Source organism: Acinetobacter sp. 226-1, from assembly GCF_030329325.1.
Classification (GTDB): Bacteria; Pseudomonadota; Gammaproteobacteria; order Pseudomonadales; family Moraxellaceae; genus Acinetobacter; species Acinetobacter sichuanensis.
Genome location: NZ_JACANU010000003.1, coordinates 177,450 through 196,833, shown reverse-complemented (window position 1 = coordinate 196,833; position 19,384 = coordinate 177,450). Strand labels below are relative to the sequence as shown.

Sequence of the window (19,384 nt, the reverse complement as noted above, 5' to 3'; positions counted from 1 at the left end):
TTTTGTAAAAGGGAGAAGTTCTCCTCTTTATTAAAGAGGGGGTAGGGGAGATTTAAAGTGATGATATTTTTCAGGAATTAAAAATGAAAAAATATACCGTTGAACAAGGTATCGTTGCACCATTAGACCGTGCCAATGTTGATACAGATTTAATTATTCCAAAACAGTTTTTGAAGTCGATCAAACGTACAGGTTTTGGTGATAACTTATTTGATGAATTGCGTTATTTAGATGAAGGCTATTTGGGACAAGATATTTCCAAACGTCCTAAAAATCCTGATTTCGCTTTGAATCAGCCACGTTATCAAGGTGCTTCAATCTTGATTTCACGTGCCAATTTTGGTTGTGGTTCAAGTCGTGAGCATGCGCCGTGGGCGTTGGAAGAATATGGTTTCCGTACCGTAATTGCACCAAGCTATGCAGACATTTTCTTTAATAACAGTTTTAAAAATGGCATGTTACCTGTCATTTTGTCTGAGGAAATTGTCGATCAATTATTCAAAGAATGTTTTGCCAATGAAGGTTATCAGTTGACCATTGATTTGGAAGCGCAAGAAGTACGTACACCAAATGGTGAAGCATTTAAATTTGAAGTTGATCCATTCCGTAAACACTGTTTATTGAACGGCTTGGATGACATTGGTTTAACTTTACAGGCGCAAGATGACATTCGTGCGTATGAAGAAAAGACCAAACAAGCACGTCCTTGGGTTTTTGCTGAAATTCAAGCTTAGTTAGATAAGAGATAGCGTGAAAGTTCAACTCTTGTTAACATATGAAGCATAAAAAAATGAATGTTTTAGGTGACTAGGGTTGGACCAAAACAATGATTAAGGTCTTTGATTATCGCATCATGATAGGTGTGCTGAGTTTAGCACTCAGCGCTTGTCAGACAACTGATATTTTACGCGTTAAAACAGCGGAAAATAAGCCTCACAATCCGCTGAATAATGTCACGCTTTATTGTACAGGAGCGGAAAGTTGTGAGTTTGGTCGTCTCGGTAATATGGTATTAATTGATGCGGATACACATCGTATTAATCCTGTTGCGATTAAACAAGGTTATTTAAAATTGTCAAAAAAAGAGAGTGAAAAAACTTCACTTTATTTGACAGTACCTGCAAATCAATATGAATTGGTAATTCGTTTTTATCCTATATCTCAACAACATGCAGAAGTTTTCCATGTTATTCATCGTTTTAAAGCAAATCAGCATTACACCTTTAAAATGTATCGAAAACGATCAGAAAGCTCAGGGAGTTTGTTGAATGTTTCAGCTCCGTCACCTTTATGTGTGGACATGTTGCAAGGGCAAAAAGTGATTCGTCGTTTTTGTCGCCCCTATAATGCAGAAACTGGTTTAAGCGAATATATAGAGCAAAAAATTTAAACTTACTTGGCAGTATGGCTGCCAACAATATAAATGGAAACACAAATGTCTAAACAAATTTTGATCTTGGCTGGTGATGGGATTGGTCCTGAAATTGTTGCTGCTGCAGAAAAAGTCTTAAATCATGTCAATGAAAAATTTAATTTAGGTTTAACTTGGGAACATGGTTTTTTGGGTGGTTCAGCCATTGATGCACATGGCGAACCGTATCCTGCTGTTACTGCTGAGCAAGCAAAAAAAGCCGATGCAATTTTGTTAGGTGCAGTTGGTGGTCCAAAATGGGATACGATTGAGCGTTCAATTCGTCCTGAACGTGGCTTGTTAAAAATCCGCAGTGAATTGAATTTATTCGCAAATTTACGTCCTGCTATTCTTTATCCACAACTTGCTGATGCTTCAAGTCTAAAGCCTGAAATTGTTTCTGGTTTAGACATTCTCATTGTTCGTGAGTTAACAGGTGGTATTTACTTTGGTCAACCACGTGGTATTCGTGAGTTAGAAAATGGCGAAAAGCAAGGCTATAACACTGACGTTTATGCAGAATCTGAAATTAAACGTATTGCTAAAGTTGCTTTTGAAATGGCAAGTTTACGTGGTGGTAAAGTTTGTTCAGTCGATAAAGCCAATGTTTTAGAAGTCACTGAGCTTTGGAAACAAACTGTAACTGCTTTAAAAGAAGAGCAATATCCAGAAATTAATTTGTCACATATGTATGTCGACAATGCTGCAATGCAGTTGGTACGTGCACCAAAACAGTTTGATGTCATTGTAACGGGTAATTTGTTTGGTGATATTTTATCTGATGAAGCTGCAATGTTAACGGGTTCAATCGGTATGTTGCCATCAGCATCTTTGGATGAAAATGGTAAAGGGATGTATGAGCCATGTCATGGTTCGGCGCCAGATATCGCAGGTCAAAACGTGGCGAATCCACTTGCAACCATTTTGTCTGTTGCAATGATGCTGCGCTATACTTTCCGTGAAGAAACTGCTGCTAAAGCCATTGAAGATGCAGTAGGTAATGTATTAGATCAAGGTTTACGTACAGGGGATATCATGTCAGAAGGCATGAATAAAGTCGGTACAATTGAAATGGGTGATGCAGTTGTTGCGGCACTCGCTTAATATTTTATTTTAGATGTCATGTAAACGCAGCTTAGGCTGCGTTTTTTATGCCCATTTAAGGAAAAAAGGCAAATTAACAAGCACGACCTTTAAGTTGAATTGCGGTGACATGTTGTTGTTTTAATTTGAAAATGATATGACAGGACATCTGGTTGGCGTAGGTTTCACTTGAACCTCCCATTTGCATTGGAATAAAGCGTCCTCGTGCATCCGCAATAGGAAGTTGAGATGACATAGCCGTATAAACACGACGTTCAAAAGTATATACAAGCTGTTGTTCATTGATTTTAGGTGGTGATTTTAGTTGAATACCAATATCTTTTAAATTGATTTGCTGCTGTACTTCTTCAGCACTCAGCCCTTGATAAGTATTTAACTTTTGCATTAACGTTTGGTTACGCTTTTGATGGACTGTTGAGCAAGCACAGAGTAATCCTGTGCTAACAAATAAGCATAATAAGGTATTGTGAATTCTCATTTTTTATTTAAGTTGTCTAAAATGTTATCGAGATGTAAGTATAATTTTATTCAGTTAAATAAAGTCATTGTATTTCGCAATAAAAATACAAGTTTTAAAGGGAATAAGAGAGTTAACATGCTCGTCCTGAATAATTTACAGCTTTTGCAATATTCTGTTCTAACTCAAAAATGATTTTACATTGAAAATTAATATCATAACTACTTGCACCAGATTGCACTTTGCCTAGACCTACATCACCCTGTGGCATTGGAATATTTAAAGGGCGGTAAATAGTATAAATTATTTGTGATTCAGTTATTTGGGGTGATTTGCTCTGATAGCCTAATTTTTTAAAATTTAAGTTATCTTGGATACTTTGACTAGGTTGACCAAGAAAGTTATGTAAATACGCATTGAGGTCATAAGGGCGATTAAGCTCAGTTTGACAGGCTGTTAAGCTCAATCCTAGAGAGCAAAGCCCGACACAAAACATGATTTTTTTCATGAATATTCTCCCTCATGGTCAACACACGATTGATATTGACATTCCTTGTGAGTGTAGTAAAAATTTTCATGATGTAGTGTTGTTTGATTGATAAATTAGATAATTGGTTAGACAACATGAAAAACAAAAATCAAACATGATAAGGATTAGACAATGAAAAAGATTTGGCTAGGTTTGGGTATGATGTGCCTGTCAAGTTTTGCATTTGCAGATAATTGTGACAATGCACGTAATGCTTATGACGATATTTATTGTAGTAATAAAATTTATGCTAGCGCAGATGCTGAGTTAAATAAAAATTATCAATTGCTCAGAAGTAAACTCACAACGAATCAAAAAACAATTTTGAAACGTTCTCAAGTTTCTTGGATTAAAGAGCGTGATGCACAATGTTCAGATGAAGCAGAGCGTACAGTTTTTGTGAACTGTAATTTAGAGAAAACACAGGAACGCAATGCTTGGTTAAGAGAGCGAATCCGTGAGTGTGATACAGTGGGTTGTAAAAATAGTACGCTGAATTAAAACATTAAAAAAGCCACAATGGTGGCTTTTTGCTTGCTAAAACTTAGCGTGCACGATATGTAATACGACCTTTAGTTAAGTCATATGGAGTCATTTCCACTTTTACACTGTCGCCAGTTAAAATACGAATATAGTGTTTACGCATTTTACCAGAAATGTGTGCAATCACTTCGTGACCGTTTTCTAAACGTACACGGAACATAGTATTAGGAAGCGTTTCGGTGACAACGCCTTCGAACTCGATAAGTTCCTCTTTATTGGCCATAGCCTACCTGATGATCAAATTGGAAAGGCGCAAATTATAGGCAGAATTTTAGAAAAAAACAAGATGTAGGCAGGAGATAGCATTGCAAATGTAGTCAAAATAGGCGAACAAAGAAATAAATTTTTTCAACAAAAAGTTGCTTATACATGTTGTCAGTTTGGTCAATCGACTGTAATCTAAAAACGATGTTTTTAAGTATAAATGAATAAGATACAAGGAAGGGCACTGCGTGAGTCAGCTAACTGATGCTTCGGTTGTTTTGCGATTAGGCTATCAAGCGATTCGTCGTGCGGGATTGCCAACTGAAGAACTATTATCAAAAGCAGGTGTGGCATTAAATCAAATCGATCAAAATGCACGTACACCTTTAAGTGCGCAATATGCTTTTTGGATTGCAGCAGAGGAAGTCAGTCGTGATCCCGATATTGGTCTACACTTAGGTGAGCACTTACCACTTTATCGTGGGCAAGTCATTGAACATCTCTTTATTTCTAGTGAAAACTTTGGTGAAGGGTTAAAACGAGCGTTGGCTTATCAGCGTTTAATTAGTGATGCATTTCATGCCAAACTCATCATTGATGATGAGGGGCGTTGTTATCTCACTAATGGTGAACAGCCATGGGGTGAAAATATTGTCAATCGTCATTTTTCTGAATGTGCGATTTCAGGCATTTTACGCTTTTTTAAATTTATTACAGAAGGGCGCTTTGAGCCGATCTATATTGATTTTAACTTTGCTCAAGGTGCGCCAGATGATGAATACTTTCGGGTATATGGCTGTCCAGTGAGTTTAGGGCAAAAAGAAACGCGTTTGTATTTCGATCCGTCCATTTTGGAGTATCCATTGTGGCAAGCTGAACCTGAACTGTTGCAGTTACATGAACAGCTAGCCATTGAAAAACTCCAAGAGTTAGCACGTTATGATTTGGTTGGTGAAGTACGCCGTGCGATAGGTTCAACTTTAGAAAGTGGTGAAACAACACTAGAAACGGTTGCCGCACAGTTAAATATTACACCGCGTCGTTTGCGTACACAGCTTTCTGAAGCAAATACCAGTTTTCAGCAAATCTTGTCGGATTATCGTTGTCGTTTGGCGAAGAAACTTTTGGCAAATACCACTGAAAGCGTTGAGAGAATTGTTTATTTAACAGGTTTTTCTGAACCGAGTACGTTCTATCGTGCATTTAAACGTTGGACCAATGAAACACCAGTAGAATATAGAAAGCGTAAGCAGCGTTAATATCTTCTAAATTTCAGTGAGCAAAAGCTTCGAGTTGTAAAATTCGAGGCTTTTTAATTGTATCTATATCATTATAAATTGATTATTTTTTGAGAATAAGAAATGCATGAACAATTACAACGCATTCAACAAAAGTTAGCACAGTTGAAAATCCAAGATTCTCATTTAGATTTATTCGGTGCTAAAAGGCACCAATATCAGTTAAATCCACCTGTATCACTTGAGCTTATTCAACAGTTTGAGCAGCGATATGGTATCCATTTACCAGATGAATATGTCCAGTTTTTAATGCATATTGGTAATGGTGGTGCAGGTCCTTTTTTAGGGCTTGAGCCATTTGAGCATGTTCTTTTTGTCGATTTAGATCGACCAAACTCAGCGCAGTTACTGCATCCCGATTTGCCTTTTCCACATCAAAAAGCGTGGAATGAAGCGTTTAATGCCAATTGTGATGAAGATGATGAACAAGAATTTGAACGACAGTATTTTGAATTTCATCAACATCAAATGGATGGTGTAATTGCAATTTGTAATTATGGCTGCGGTGTAAGTTTAAATCTTGTGGTGAATGGGGCAGAGTATGGTCATATATGGACAGATGATCGTGCCAATGATGGTGGTATTTATCCTTCGCAAGAGCTGGGTAATCGTGAGCGCATCACTTTTTTAAACTGGTATGAGCGTTGGTTAGATCAGTCTTTACATGAGGCGGCGGTGAAGTAAATCGAAAATATTGTTGTAAAATGATGTTGATTTAATCCTCCTTTAAAAGATAAAAACAGACTTTCTAAGTAAGGAGGATTAAAAACGGTTCGTGATATTACTCAGGCATATTCAGCCAATGTGGTCCTAAAGGCATTTGAGGGAGTTCAAACTGTTCAGGGTAATCGGCATGAATAAAGTATAAGCCATCAGGTGGTGCTGTAATTCCTGCGGCTTTACGATCTTCGGCAGCAAATATTTCATCGATATGGTCGATTTCATACATGCCTTTACCGACTTCTAATAAGCAACCCATAATATTACGAACCATGTGATGTAAGAAACCATCTGCCTTGATATCGAGAACAAGATAGTTGCCGTGACGAATCAAACGGCAGTGTCTGACATGGCGTATGGGTTGATTAGACTGGCATGCTGCTGCACGGAAGCTTTCAAAGTTATGTGTACCTTCGAACTTTTTCGCAGCCTCAATCATTTTATCGACATCCAGTGGATAAAAAGCGTGAGTGACTTGTTTATGCAAGAGTGCAGGTCGGTTCGCTGATTGATACACCACATAGCGATAACGACGTGCTTGCGCTTTAAAACGCGCATGAAAGTCATGATCCATCTCTTTGATCCATTGGATCGAAATATCTTTAGGTAATTGGCTATTTGCCCCCATCAACCAACCACGCATCGGGCGAATTGCGTTGGTATCAAAATGCGCCACCATATTGGTCGCATGCACGCCTGCATCAGTACGACCTGCGCCATGCAAAATGATCTTTTCATCTGCAATGGTGCTCAGCACTTTTTCCATTGTTTCCTGAATACTGCGTACGCCAGGCTGTTGAGTTTGCCAACCTTTATATCGAATGCCACAAAACTCAATACCAATTGCAAAGCGTTGCATAAATACCCCTATTCAGGTGAATGATTAAAATGATCATACCAATGTGTATGCCACTGGTCTGGAGTTGGGTATTGTAAATAAATTTTTAGAATTTTGGCATAAAGATCGGCTTGGCTGAGTGCATCACTGATTAAAACTTTAGATTCTTTGATCCATTGGCTGATGGCATAGCGTTGATCCATTCCGCCCAGTGGGACTTGGGTCGAAAGCACAATTTGACAGCCTTGTTGTTGTAATGCTTTGAAGCTTTCAATGATTGAGGCATTTACAGCAAGATTGCCTACACCATACGCTTGTAAAATTAAAAAATGCGGTGCATTTGAAATCAGCGATTGCAGATTTTGATTGAATTGAGCAAGTTCCATGGGAACCATCATCCAATTCACAATATTTAAATGCTGTGCTTTTTCAATATGTTTGAGTTGGACATTGATCACAGAATGCAACATTTGAATATCTTGATCGGCTTTAGAGCCACGAAATGCATCAAGTGCAGTACTGTGGGCTTTGAGTGCTGTTCTGGCATGTACGACTTGATGGTAAAAAGCCAAATAGACACCGACAGGTAGTTTGCTGACAGCTTCAAGTGCTGTATTTAAGTTGTCGACAGCATCAGTAAATTCACGTGTATCGTCACCTTGAATATTCAGAAGCGGATACTGACTACCCGTCATAACCACATGACAAGATTCTCCTAAAAAATGTGACAAGGTTGCAGCAGCATAACTGAGGGTATCTGTACCATGAATAACAACGAAATGTTGGAAATTTTGCAGTTGTAGCGTTTGAATCTGTTGGATCAGCTTCAACCAGTCAACAGCAGTACAGGCACTGCTGTCTTTAATATTGGGTGCTTTAAAACATTCAATTTTAAATTGTGGTGGCAAAATATGTTGTAGTTTGGGGATAAACTCCACCTCTGGCATAGGTGCTAAAGGTTCACCAACGCATCCAAAGGTTCCGCCCATATAAATCAAAGCAATTTTTGTGTTCATGATTCTCTAGTTCACAATAAAAAAGCAGCCATAAATGACTGCTTTATCTTAAAACGAATAATTTTAAGATGCTATGCGGTTAAGTAAACTTTGTGATTGTTCACGTTGTGTAGGTGAAAACTGGTCAGCATTTTGGCTAAGAATCTCACGTGCTGAAGCATATGCACCCAGATCGATATATTGTTCTGCAAGATCTAAATTTAAAGCAAGTTCATTGACTTCTAATAACTCAGGAAATGCTTGTGTTAAAGGATCATCTGTACTGAAAGAAAGTGTATCAGTTGTATGTAAGGTTTCGATGGTTTGCGGTGCCAATTCTACAGGACTTGGTTCTGCTGCATCAAAACTAAAACTAGGTTTATCTTCAAGATTAGTGTGATCTAATTTAAACTCAAGCGTTGGCGAGCTTGCTTCAACACTTGGTGCTTCTTGAGTGGGTGCATCAAAATCCATTTTGAATTCAGTCAGCATTTCTGTTGGTGAACGGTCTGGAGTTTGAGGACTAGCTTCTGCTACAGGTGTAGGTGTTGTTTGTGGGCTAAGATCAAAACTAAACTCAAGTGGAGTGCTATCTGTTGTTACCGTATTTTCAGTAACAGGTTCAGGTGTGCTTGGTGTAGTGGTATCTAATCCAAATGAAAAATCTAATGCTTCATGAGCAGTTGATTGTTCTGCACTGTCCTTTTTTTCTACTGGTGCAAGTGTAAAGTCTAAATCAGCAACTTCTGTAGATACTTCAGTCGGTTGTGCTACTTCGATAGTAGGTGCTGAACTTGGAGTGAAATCTAAAGTAGTAGGCGCTGCCTCTGTTTTTGTACTTGGACTATATTCATTTTGTAATAAATCAAAACTGTTATTTGTCTGAGTTTTAACATCAACCAGTGAATCAAAAGCATCAGAAGAAACGGGACTTTTTTCAATTGGTGCAGCAGTCACAGGAATAACAGGTGTTGTAGAGGGTTCAAACTCAATCGCATCAATCTTTTGTGTTGAAACAAGCGCTCTTTTTTCTTCAGCTTGTTTTAAAATATCCTCTAAACCTAAACTACCAATAAATTGAATGAGTTGGTTAACTGCAAAATCATCTTTTTGCGCTAAATGAATATCTAATAAATAAAGATATAGCGAATGTTGACGGTTGTCTTGATTTAGGGCGAGGTTGATTTGTGCTTCAGCGGCTGAGTAGTTTTTTTCTTTGATCAGATTTTCAATTTTTTGTTTTAAGTCTGAACTAATTTCTACAAACTTTTCTTGAGCCACAACAGGTGTTTCTACAACTTCTGTAGATTGTCTTTGACTTGAGCGTGCAGTTTTAGCAACATTTTTTTTTGCAGTTTTTTTATTGGTGGCTTTATTTGTTTTTCCAGTGCCTGCATCGTTATTGCTGCTTTCACGTTTTTTTAAAACAATTGCGACGACCAATAGTAAAACAAAAGGAATGATATACAACAACATGTTCCGTTACCCCTTCATTGTATCCAATGAACCTTAATTTAAGAAAATACGTGAATTACTTCGGTTTTTTTGCGTCAGCCTGCTGCAATTGTTGCTGAATCTGTGCAAGTCGAGCATTGAGTAGCTGAATCCGATTGTTTTTTTGATTTAGCGCTAAACTCAGTTGCGTCACGTTATTTTGTAATTTAACTGTTTTTTCACGTGCTGTCATAACTTTTGTGGATAATTCCGCAGAAGTTGGATTTTGTTGACTATTTTTTTGTTCAGTTGCTAGATTTGTCGTTTTTTTCTGATCTGCAACAATACTCATTTCAGCTTGATTTAAACGATATTTTGTTTTTGCTGAAGGTTTCTGCTCAGTTGTAGGTTGAGCAGGTTTAAATTTTTGTTGAGGATTTGCTGGTAGAGCTTGTGACAGGTTTAAAGCAATGCCTTGACGTATCCGATTTGGATCACCTTGAATAAATGCATTTTGATTATCTGCTTGTAACTCACGCATAACATCTGCAACATTTCGTCCTGTTTTGGCTGCAATTTTATTTGCAATAGACCATAACGACTCATTGGCTTGTACGGTATATGAACCTTTATTGGTTCTCGTCTGTTGAGCAGGTTTTTGTTGAGTATTTACATTTGTTTGAGTTGGCTTTTGCGTGTTTTGCGGTGGCTTTTGCACAGCCGATGCCGTTTGTTCTTTGACTTGGGCATTTGGATGATACTTTAAGAAAGCCGCTTTAGTTGCTTCGGCATTTTCTTTTAATATCGTATTTGTTGTTGCATTTGTTTGTGTATTTAACGTGATCTGGTTGTTTTTAAGCTCAGGCAAACTTGTTGCAGAAATTGCTAAATTATTACCATCAGAACTCTTTGCTGTCACAGAATTGCTTGATGTTGTCTCAGTTGCAACCACTTGCTGTGAAGCACTTTCTGGCAGACTCAAAGCAATCTCTTTTTCGCTCACGATCATTTGAGGCGTTAATGCTTTTTCATTTGCTGTAATATTTTGCGAAGCCGCAGGCGTTTTAGTGCGTGTTAAACTTGCTTTGACTTGTTGAATATGAGTGGCACTGCCTTCTTTGACTCTAATCAGAATATTGAGTTCAGGCTCAATAAAAGGACGTGATGATGTAATCACAATCACACCATTTCCGTCACCTGAACGGCGTGTAAAGAAGTTCAAATGTCCAGAGGGTTGATGTGATAAACGTAAGTCCACCATGTCTTCTGCCGAGGCCAGATCTACATCAATTTTTTCGTTTGGATTTGAATTGCTAAATTTCATCTCTGCATAAAGCAAATCTCCTGAACCAGATTGAATTTGAATCGGATCAATTTGAATTGCAGATACAGATTGTGATGCAATAATAGCTAATATGGCAATTTTTAGTTTGTTATATACGGTCATCGCTTTCATTGCTCTAATGAAATTATCGTCATTTAACCAAGCATGGATTTGCTTAGTTATCGCCCCAAATAAATTTTTAACCGTATAGTTACATAAAAAAACCGAACTTTACAGTTCGGCTTTACATTATTTAAATAAATTTTTAAATTTACGCATTTTTATAGTCAATTAAAATACGTAACATACGGCGTAAAGGCTCAGCAGCGCCCCAAAGTAATTGGTCACCTACAGTGAAAGCACCAAGATATTCTTTACCCATATTGAGTTTACGTAGACGACCTACAGGCACAGTTAAAGTTCCAGTTACAGCTACAGGTGTAAGATCAGTCATTGATGCTTCACGAGTATTTGGAACAACTTTTGCCCATTGGTTTGCATTACGTAAGATATCTTCAATTTCATCTAAAGGAATATCTTTTTTCAATTTCAAAGTCAATGCTTGAGAATGGCAACGCATTGCACCAATACGCACACAATGACCATCAATTGGAACAATTTGCGCATTGCCCAAAATCTTGTTGGTTTCGACTTGACCTTTCCATTCTTCTTTTGACTGACCGCTTTCAAGCTGTTTGTCAATGTAAGGAATGAGTGAACCTGCTAAAGGCACACCAAAGTTTGCGGATGGAAAACCTTCGCCACGTTGTAATTGTGCAATTTTAGAGTCGATGTCTAAAATTGGTGAGCGTGGGTCATCAAGTAAATCTTTGGTATTGTTATATAAGTAGCCCATGCCTGTGATCAGTTCACGCATATTTTGCGCGCCTGCACCTGAAGCTGCTTGATAAGTCATAGAGGTTGCCCATTCCACAAGATTGTTCTGGAATAAACCGCCTAAGCCCATTAACATGAGTGAAACTGTACAGTTTCCACCAACGAATGTTTTAGTTCCATTGACTAAACCATCTTTGATGACATTCATGTTCACTGGATCAAGTACGATGATCGCTTCATCATCCATACGCAAGGTTGATGCAGCATCAATCCAGTAGCCATTCCAACCGTCAGCTTTAAGTTTTGGAAAAACTTCAGTGGTATAGTCGCCACCTTGACAGGTAATAATGACATCCATTTGCTTCAGACTGTTAATGTCTGATGCATCCATAAGTGCTGGGGCAGTCTTACCACCAAAAGCAGGGGCTTCACCACCTGCATTACTGGTAGAAAAATAGAATGGCTCAAAATGAGCAAAATCATTCTCTTCAACCATACGTTGCATAAGGACGGAACCAACCATCCCGCGCCAACCGACCAGACCTACTTTCATGTCACTTCGCCTCGGTGCGTTAAAAAATTAATAGGGGGATTCGAGTGTATCAAAAGGATATGTAACTGCAATAGCTACATAATCAAAACATCAACAATATTGTGCAATATATCTTGTTTATGTTACATGCAAAACTGATATAAATTTATGAATCAATAAAAAATTAAGAATATAAGAGTGTAAATTATGTTTTGGATCGAAATTCTTGCAGGTGTGGTGATTTGGCTGAGTTTTTGGTCACTGATTCCACGAGATGAATGGTGGTTTCGTGGTGCAGATTTTCCACGCTTACAAATCTTAGCGTTGGGCGTCATCGCATTTTTTTTATTGATTTTTTGGCAAGGTGAATGGGATTTAAAACGAGAAATTATTTTTATTTTATTGATTGTTGCATTGGCATATCAGTTAAAAATGGTGCTGCCTTATACTTTTCTTTGGAAAAAACAAGTTGCGCAAGTACGTCCAGAACAGCTTGATGCTAAACGGCAAATCTCGGTGATTGTGTCTAATGTGTTGACTCCTAACGATCAATATCATTTGTTAATTGAACAAATTAAAAAGCATCAACCTGACATCGTATTAACGTTAGAAACAGATCAAACTTGGCAAAATGAATTGTCGAGCATCGAGAAGGATTATCCTTATCGTGTTCCCGTACCTTTAGATAATTTGTATGGCATGCATTTGTATAGCAAGCTGAAATTGCTTGATACTGAAGTCAAATTTATTTTAAGTGATGAAATTCCATCTATTCATACAACAGTAATTTTAGACTCAGGACAACCTGTGCAGCTTTATTGTTTACATCCCAAACCACCGAGTCCAACTGAAGCAAAAGACTCTACCTTACGTGATGCAGAGTTACTGATTGTCGGGGATCAAATTAAAGATTTGGATGAAAGCTGTATCGTGATGGGTGATTTAAATGATGTCGCTTGGTCTCGAACAACGCGTTTATTTCAGCGAATAAGTGGTTTGCTTGACCCACGTGTTGGGCGCAAATATGTCAATACTTTTCATGCAGATTATAAGCTTTTAAGATGGTCACTTGACCATTTATTTCATAGTACAGACTTTGCTTTGGTACATATGGAACGTTTGCCACATGTGGGTTCAGACCATTTTCCTATTTATGTTGTCTTGCAAACAGGACGTGAATTTGAAGCGATTCAAGAAGAGCTAGAACAAACCGATGCTGATGAGCAAGAAGCACAAGAAGCGATTCAAGAAGGAATTGAAAAAGCAGAGCGTGAAGAAAAAATAGTGACTGATGAAATTGCCCAAGATTATAAAGATAATGGAAAAATACCTTAAATATAAAATTAATATTTGTAGGAAAATGCTTACGTCAATTTAGGTACATAGCGGATAGGCAATTTTATGAATAGGCTTTAATATGATCACATCAGCACATGGAATAGGGAAAGGAAGAGTCCCAATTAAGGAAGACGAAGCTGATGGAAAATCATCATGGATATGATGTTGGAATGGACAACCAAACACAATAAAAATAAAAGCAACTTGAAAGCACAACCTCATATACCCGAGTTTTGCAGGATGCAGAACTCGGGTTATGCTTATTTAGGGTGAGCAAAAATATTTCACTCAAAGCTAAAGTTATTTAAAAGCGATTTAAATGAACATCAGACAAATGATGACAAGATAAAAAAGCCAATGTTATGATTTCTGATCACAAACAAAATTAGAAAATTGGTTATGCACAAAAAAAATTCACCTGAATTGCCACAATTTTTATGGGCAGATTCCAGTATCGACCTGACCTCACATCAATATAAAAATAAACTCTTGAATCAGGAGCAAGGTTTTGAGTTGGGTAAAGCTCAACGAAAAATTATTTCACGTTCAGAACTGAGTCAGCTCTCAGAGCGCCCAAAGGGAGTCGATGCACTAACGATTTATCATTGGAGTAATCAAGGGCGTGTAGATATTTTAAAACCTGTACGTGCAAAACGAATGAGTGTTTCGCCATTTGCTTATTTTCGTGGTATGCCATCTTTGATGTTGTATGATTTAGTATGGGAAAAAAGTCATTCAGGTTTGATGCAGCAAATTTGTGGTGATTGTCATTTGTTAAATTTTGGTGGTTTTGCTAGCCCTGAGCGTAATTTATTATTTGGCATTAATGATTTTGATGAAACTTTAGTTGCTCCTTTTGAATGGGACTTAAAACGTCTAGCAACGAGTTTTATCATTGCAGCAAGTGAAATTAAGCTCGGTGAAAAAGTGGGTTTAAAAGCCATTGAAGTCATGCTTAATGCTTATCGGCAGCATCTACAACATTTTAGAACATTATCACCCTTACAAACTTGGTATGAAAAAGTAGATGCAGCGGTACTGTTACAACATACCGAAGATCAAAAAATTCGTAAAAAGCGTGAAAAACAGTTAGCGACAGCGCATCGTCGTACTTCTGCGTCCGTATTGCCGAAACTTACGGATTATGATGCAGAAACAGGACATCGTTGTTTTATTGATGAACCACCCTTGCTGCGCCATCCTGTAAAAGGTGAAGTTTTTGCGAAAAATTCCAAAGCATTTTTTAAGCGTTATCGTGATTCTTTAAAGTCTGATCGTCAGGTGTTATTTGACCGTTATCGTTGTACCGATATCGCGTTAAAAGTTGTTGGTGTGGGGAGTGTGGGTACACGTGCAGCGATTGCTTTGTTTGAAGATGCAGATCGTGAACCTTTAATTTTACAAATGAAAGAAGCAAATCCTTCCATTTTAAGTCCATTATTTCTTGAAAAAGCCAAACATGAAGGCGAACGTGTCATTTCAGGGCAACAGTTAATGCAAGCAGCAAATGATATTTTCTTGGGTTTTGCATCGTATAGTCAGGAGCATCAACAGTTTTATGTTCGTCAGTTACGTGACATGAAAGTTTCTATAGATTTAGAAGATATGGACGATGTGTATCTTTATGAATATGCGGATAGTTGTGGTTTAGCCTTGGCACATGCGCATGCGAAAGCAGGTAATGCCGATGTCTTGATGGGCTATTTGGGCGAAGGTAAGCAAATTGTCAAAGTTATTCAAGAATATGCAGTTCAATATGCCGAACGAAATGCAGCGGATTATGCACAATTTTTACAAGAAATTGAAAATGGGAAAATAGACGTTGCAGGGGATGAGGTTCTTTAAAATGATCTAAGTCTTACAGCAGATAAAAATGCCTTTACTTAATCAAAGGCATTTTTATTATGTATGAACAAAAGCAGGCAATGCTTCGCCAAGTTTATTTATCGCTGTAATACTTGTTTATAAAGCTCAATCGTTTGATCACACATATCTTTTAAACTGAACTGTGTGACAGGCGCAACCTGTTGTGGCTGATCAATATGTAATTTTACAGCATTCAAAAGTGCAACCTTGTCATCTACCGCAATTTTACCTTGTGGATAGACATTTGCCAAAATTTCAGCGACACCACCTCTGTCCCAGCCAACGACAGGCGTACCGACAGAAAGTGCTTCTAGTGCAGTGCGACCAAAAGTTTCTGCTTGATTAGACAAAGACAGCACCAATTCAGAAAATGCTAGCCATTCACGAATGTCAGAACGATGACCCATAAAGGTGATGTGATCAGTTAAATTTTTGCTTTTAATGGTGTTTTCTAGCTCATCTAAATAAGCGGCTTTTTTCGGGTCTGCGCCGCCGACTACAATAGCATGCAGTTGTGGGTATTGATCACGCAATTTTTCCATCAGTTCTATCAGGGTTTCATGACCTTTAAGGCGAGTAATACGCCCAGGCAAGCAAATTAAAAACTTATTTTCTAATTGTGGAAAATCTTGAAAAGTTTTATTGATCCATTGTGCAGGGGGTTGATAACCATGTGGAAATGCTTTGGGATCAATCCCACGATAAATACGGACAATATCTTCAGGTGGGCAGTTTTTATAATGATCTGTAATGTATTTGACCACGCTGTCAGAGACAGCAATGACTTTTTCAGCCTGTGTCATGATGGCGCTATAACGATTAATGGAATAAAAGCCATGTACAGTGCTGATCAGATGCGGACGTTTTTCTACAGCAATGCCTTTGAGGGCAAAATGCGTCAGCCACGCAGGCACTCGTGAACGCACATGCACAATATCAGGTTGATGTTGCTCAATCAGTTTACGTAGTGGTCGGATTTGCCACAGACTGGACAAGGCTTTTTTATGAATAGGCAGGGTTAAATGGGTTGTTCCTTCTGCTTCTAGCTCAGGCACTAAACGTCCGCCATTGGATACAACCAATGATTGATGTCCATCAGCAACCAATGCTCTGGCAATTTCTAATGTACCACGTTCCACACCACCACTATTTAATTCGGGAAGCAATTGCATTACTTTCATACGTTTTTCCTTGTCATTGTGAGGTTGGTGCAGCGTTTAGAACGGTGTAATCGCACTTTTTGCAACAGATTAATAAATCTTTTCATAGCCGTCAGGACGGGTTTTGAAGCGACGGTGGAACCACATATATTGGGTTGGGGCTATTCTTAACTGATTTTCAATGATTTTGTTGACACGAATCGCATCATCTAGTTCATCATCACTTGGCAGATGATCTAGTGCAGGTTCAATCAACACTCGGTATTGTGGATTTTTAATATCACCATGACGATAAAAATACAGGGGAATAGCGACCGCTTTAGATATTTTCAATAAACGACGATGTGCCGTCACTGTCGCCGCAGGTGTGCCGAAAAAGGGTGCCATAACCCCTTGTTTTAAACCAAAATCTTGATCTGGACTATACCAGATGGCATCACCTTCCTTTAAATGACGAATTAAGCCACGCATATCATCATGATCAATCTGTGCTTTATAAATCGTGCCACGGCAACGATAAATCAGCATATCAAGTAAAGGATTGTTTTGTGGGCGATAGACTACATCTGGCTCAAAATATTGCGCACATAAATAACCGCCAGCATCGAGTAAAGTACTGTGTGTTCCTAATAACAAAATGCCTTTACCGTCAGCTTGCGCATTTTGAATATGTTCCAGTCCCTCAACAGTTACTCGCCCTTTGAACCACTGCGGTGAATACCAAGCATTTAAGGTTTCAAAAACACCGATCATCATATCCACAAAAACTTGACGTGCATTGTCTTGTACTTGTTCAGGTGTCCATTCAGGAAAACATACTTCCAGATTACGTACTGTCGTTTTTCGACGTGATTTCAGTCGCTTAAATGCAACATTTCCTAGAAAAGTCGCCAGACGATGTTGTAATGCCCAAGGTAAAATTGCAAGTAACATCAAAAATACAATGGCAAGCCATATTCCCCAGTATTTGGGATGCAGGAATGCCCAATAAAACTTTCCAGATTGGTATTGATGCTTTTGACTCATAGGAATGTGAGAGAGTAGGCAGATTGAGACAAATTAAAGTGTAACATGAACTCAATTTAAAGACTTAAAGCATTGTTTTATAATCTTGCAAAGCGTAATACACAGACAGGGATGAAATAAAATGAAAGTGGTTCGGTTGATTCAGGGAGATATTACCATTCAAAAAGTAGATGCAATTATTAATGCTGCAAATACGTCTTTACTGGGTGGCGGTGGAGTGGATGGTGCAATTCACCGTAAGGGAGGTAAGGAAATTTTAGCACAGTGCGAGCAAATTCGAGCTAAACAGGGGAGTTGTGCCGTGGGGGAGGCAGTGATGACCACAGGTGGTTTATTATCAAGTCGCTTTGTCATTCATACAGTGGGACCGACATGGCAAAATGGTCAATATCGAGAAGCTGAACTATTGCAAAATGCGTATTTAAATAGCTTAAAATTGGCAGAACAGCAGCAACTACAGACTTTGGCATTTCCAAATATTTCTACAGGGATTTATCGTTTTCCTAAATATAATGCGGCTGATATTGCTATTTCAAACAGTGTTGAATTTTTACAAAATTCCGAATTTGTGAAAGAAATTAATTTTGTGTGTTTTGATATTGAAAATTTTAAAATTTATCGTCAGCGATTGGCACAATTTGAAATGACGGATGTGCAGATTTTAGGTATATAATTTCTAAAATTTTTTGATTTATAAGCCGTGATGCGCAACTCATTTCTTGACAGCAGTAAGGCAGTTTTGATTTTTTTGGTGGTCTTTGGGCATTTTCTGGAGCGTATGATCGGTTGGCATGATCCAATCAGCCACACAGTGTTGGCAACGATTTATTTGATTCATATGCCTGCTTTTATTTTTGTATCAGGTATTTTTTATAAAGATCAAAATTGGCTGAAAAATATTCTATTTTTTCTATCACTTTATATTCCATTTCAGTTTTTATTTATCGCATTTGAGAGTTTATGGTCAGGACAGTTTCATTGGAACTGGAATGTATTGATTAAGCCTTATTGGGTGCTTTGGTATTTGCTTGGCATGATGGTATGGACTGCACTGACTCATTTTCTTATTCAAATATCGAATCGGTTTGCTTTGTTTGTATGTCTCTTATTGTCCATTATTATTGGTTTAAGTCCTTGGAATAACTATCTATATTCAGTCGGTCGGATTTTTGTATTTTTTCCATTTTTTATTTTGGGTGCACTGTATGGCAAAGCAGTAATTGCAAAAATTCAACAATCGATCACTGTCAAATGGTGGGGAGTAATTGGGTTATTTGTCTGTATGATCTTGATGTATTTTATTCAGATCAATCAATATTGGTTATATGGAAGTTTGAGTTATGCCCAATTAAAAGTCAGTGCTTTTGATGGAATATTCACACGAATTCTGTGTTTGATGTTATCCACTGTGGGTGTGCTTGCATTATTCTCCGTGATGCATTTTTTTCAGGGAAAATGGTTGAAATTAGGGATTTATACCTTGCCTGTGTATTTGCTGCATGGTTTTGTGGTGATATTGATTGCACGTTATTGGAAGTTGGATGTTAATGTCTTTGCAGCAATGAGCATTTGTTTTGTGCTTTCTGTTTTGACTTGTTATATTTTGCAACAATCTGTTTTTGATCGTGTTTTAAGGAAAATATCGTTATGGTTGATGCAGCCTACCCAAAAATTATTACCTGTTAAAAAATAGAAAATGCAGTAAATGACAAGTCTTGGTGCATTTTTTGCTTAATTTTTTAAAGTTAATCAAAAGACAGCAAAATCC

The 19,384-nt window shown here is 37.9% G+C and carries 20 protein-coding genes; 10 read left to right on the top strand and 10 right to left on the bottom strand.

What is annotated here, in order from left to right; all coding sequences use genetic code 11:
* Window positions 1–83: 83 nt before the first annotated feature.
* The 3 genes from leuD (at window position 84) to leuB (ending at window position 2,515) form a co-directional block, all read left to right on the top strand.
* Window positions 84–734, top strand: a complete 651-nt coding sequence (gene leuD / locus HX124_RS06975; protein ID WP_107006841.1) for a 3-isopropylmalate dehydratase small subunit — start codon at window positions 84–86, stop codon at window positions 732–734.
* 92 nt (window positions 735–826) lie between these two features.
* Window positions 827–1,390, top strand: coding sequence for a hypothetical protein (locus HX124_RS06970; protein WP_286382782.1), 564 nt, complete (start codon window positions 827–829; stop codon window positions 1,388–1,390).
* A 45-nt stretch (window positions 1,391–1,435) separates the two neighbouring features.
* The gene (gene leuB, locus HX124_RS06965) at window positions 1,436–2,515 is read left to right on the top strand and encodes a 3-isopropylmalate dehydrogenase (RefSeq protein ID WP_286382779.1); all 1,080 of its coding nucleotides are present in this window, start codon (window positions 1,436–1,438) and stop codon (window positions 2,513–2,515) included.
* A 73-nt stretch (window positions 2,516–2,588) separates the two neighbouring features.
* Here the strand turns inward: leuB and HX124_RS06960 are convergent, their stop codons facing one another.
* Window positions 2,589–2,900, bottom strand: a complete 312-nt coding sequence (locus tag HX124_RS06960) for a hypothetical protein (RefSeq protein WP_107006838.1) — start codon at window positions 2,898–2,900, stop codon at window positions 2,589–2,591.
* Between the two features lie 205 nt (window positions 2,901–3,105).
* Window positions 3,106–3,480 (bottom strand): hypothetical protein, encoded by a 375-nt coding sequence (locus tag HX124_RS06955; protein ID WP_286382777.1) that lies wholly within the window; start codon window positions 3,478–3,480, stop codon window positions 3,106–3,108.
* Between the two features lie 153 nt (window positions 3,481–3,633).
* On the opposite strand from HX124_RS06955, the gene HX124_RS06950 reads away from it, so the two are divergent.
* Complete coding sequence (locus HX124_RS06950; protein WP_107006837.1) at window positions 3,634–4,002, top strand: lysozyme inhibitor LprI family protein; 369 nt, start codon at window positions 3,634–3,636, stop codon at window positions 4,000–4,002.
* Between the two features lie 43 nt (window positions 4,003–4,045).
* On the opposite strand, the gene infA is transcribed toward HX124_RS06950, so the two are convergent.
* Window positions 4,046–4,267 (bottom strand): translation initiation factor IF-1, encoded by a 222-nt coding sequence (infA, locus tag HX124_RS06945; protein WP_001284370.1) that lies wholly within the window; start codon window positions 4,265–4,267, stop codon window positions 4,046–4,048.
* 229 nt (window positions 4,268–4,496) lie between these two features.
* Between infA and HX124_RS06940 the strand changes: the two genes are divergently transcribed.
* Window positions 4,497–5,507, top strand: a complete 1,011-nt coding sequence (locus tag HX124_RS06940) for an AraC family transcriptional regulator (RefSeq protein WP_107006836.1) — start codon at window positions 4,497–4,499, stop codon at window positions 5,505–5,507.
* 102 nt (window positions 5,508–5,609) lie between these two features.
* Complete coding sequence (locus tag HX124_RS06935) at window positions 5,610–6,230, top strand: SMI1/KNR4 family protein (protein ID WP_286382775.1); 621 nt, start codon at window positions 5,610–5,612, stop codon at window positions 6,228–6,230.
* A gap of 97 nt (window positions 6,231–6,327) precedes the next feature.
* Here the strand turns inward: HX124_RS06935 and truA are convergent, their stop codons facing one another.
* From truA to asd, 5 genes are all read right to left on the bottom strand, one after another.
* Window positions 6,328–7,125, bottom strand: a complete 798-nt coding sequence (gene truA / locus HX124_RS06930) for a tRNA pseudouridine(38-40) synthase TruA (protein WP_286375978.1) — start codon at window positions 7,123–7,125, stop codon at window positions 6,328–6,330.
* An 8-nt stretch (window positions 7,126–7,133) separates the two neighbouring features.
* Window positions 7,134–8,120 carry an asparaginase domain-containing protein gene (locus tag HX124_RS06925; protein ID WP_286382774.1) on the bottom strand — a complete coding sequence of 329 codons (987 nt, stop codon included), beginning with the start codon at window positions 8,118–8,120 and terminating at the stop codon, window positions 7,134–7,136.
* A 63-nt stretch (window positions 8,121–8,183) separates the two neighbouring features.
* Window positions 8,184–9,575 (bottom strand): T4P machinery localization factor FimV, encoded by a 1,392-nt coding sequence (gene fimV, locus HX124_RS06920; protein WP_286382773.1) that lies wholly within the window; start codon window positions 9,573–9,575, stop codon window positions 8,184–8,186.
* A 55-nt stretch (window positions 9,576–9,630) separates the two neighbouring features.
* Window positions 9,631–10,980, bottom strand: a complete 1,350-nt coding sequence (locus tag HX124_RS06915; protein WP_286382772.1) for a type IV pilus assembly protein FimV — start codon at window positions 10,978–10,980, stop codon at window positions 9,631–9,633.
* A gap of 148 nt (window positions 10,981–11,128) precedes the next feature.
* Window positions 11,129–12,247 carry an aspartate-semialdehyde dehydrogenase gene (gene asd / locus HX124_RS06910; protein ID WP_286375974.1) on the bottom strand — a complete coding sequence of 373 codons (1,119 nt, stop codon included), beginning with the start codon at window positions 12,245–12,247 and terminating at the stop codon, window positions 11,129–11,131.
* 186 nt (window positions 12,248–12,433) lie between these two features.
* Between asd and HX124_RS06905 the strand changes: the two genes are divergently transcribed.
* Window positions 12,434–13,561, top strand: coding sequence for an endonuclease/exonuclease/phosphatase family protein (locus HX124_RS06905; RefSeq protein ID WP_286382771.1), 1,128 nt, complete (start codon window positions 12,434–12,436; stop codon window positions 13,559–13,561).
* Window positions 13,562–13,963: 402 nt separating this feature from the next.
* The gene (locus HX124_RS06900) at window positions 13,964–15,409 is read left to right on the top strand and encodes a DUF2252 domain-containing protein (protein WP_107006828.1); all 1,446 of its coding nucleotides are present in this window, start codon (window positions 13,964–13,966) and stop codon (window positions 15,407–15,409) included.
* A gap of 98 nt (window positions 15,410–15,507) precedes the next feature.
* On the opposite strand, the gene HX124_RS06895 is transcribed toward HX124_RS06900, so the two are convergent.
* Together HX124_RS06895 and HX124_RS06890 are read right to left on the bottom strand one after the other, a co-directional pair.
* A complete protein-coding gene (locus HX124_RS06895; protein WP_286382770.1) occupies window positions 15,508–16,611 on the bottom strand; it encodes a glycosyltransferase family 4 protein in 1,104 nt (367 codons plus the stop codon).
* A 69-nt stretch (window positions 16,612–16,680) separates the two neighbouring features.
* On the bottom strand, window positions 16,681–17,616 hold the full coding sequence (locus HX124_RS06890; protein WP_286382768.1) for an LpxL/LpxP family acyltransferase: 936 nt from the start codon (window positions 17,614–17,616) through the stop codon (window positions 16,681–16,683).
* 121 nt (window positions 17,617–17,737) lie between these two features.
* Between HX124_RS06890 and HX124_RS06885 the strand changes: the two genes are divergently transcribed.
* Together HX124_RS06885 and HX124_RS06880 are read left to right on the top strand one after the other, a co-directional pair.
* Window positions 17,738–18,289 (top strand): O-acetyl-ADP-ribose deacetylase, encoded by a 552-nt coding sequence (locus tag HX124_RS06885; RefSeq protein WP_286375969.1) that lies wholly within the window; start codon window positions 17,738–17,740, stop codon window positions 18,287–18,289.
* A gap of 30 nt (window positions 18,290–18,319) precedes the next feature.
* On the top strand, window positions 18,320–19,309 hold the full coding sequence (locus HX124_RS06880; RefSeq protein WP_286382766.1) for an acyltransferase family protein: 990 nt from the start codon (window positions 18,320–18,322) through the stop codon (window positions 19,307–19,309).
* Window positions 19,310–19,384 lie beyond the last annotated feature (75 nt).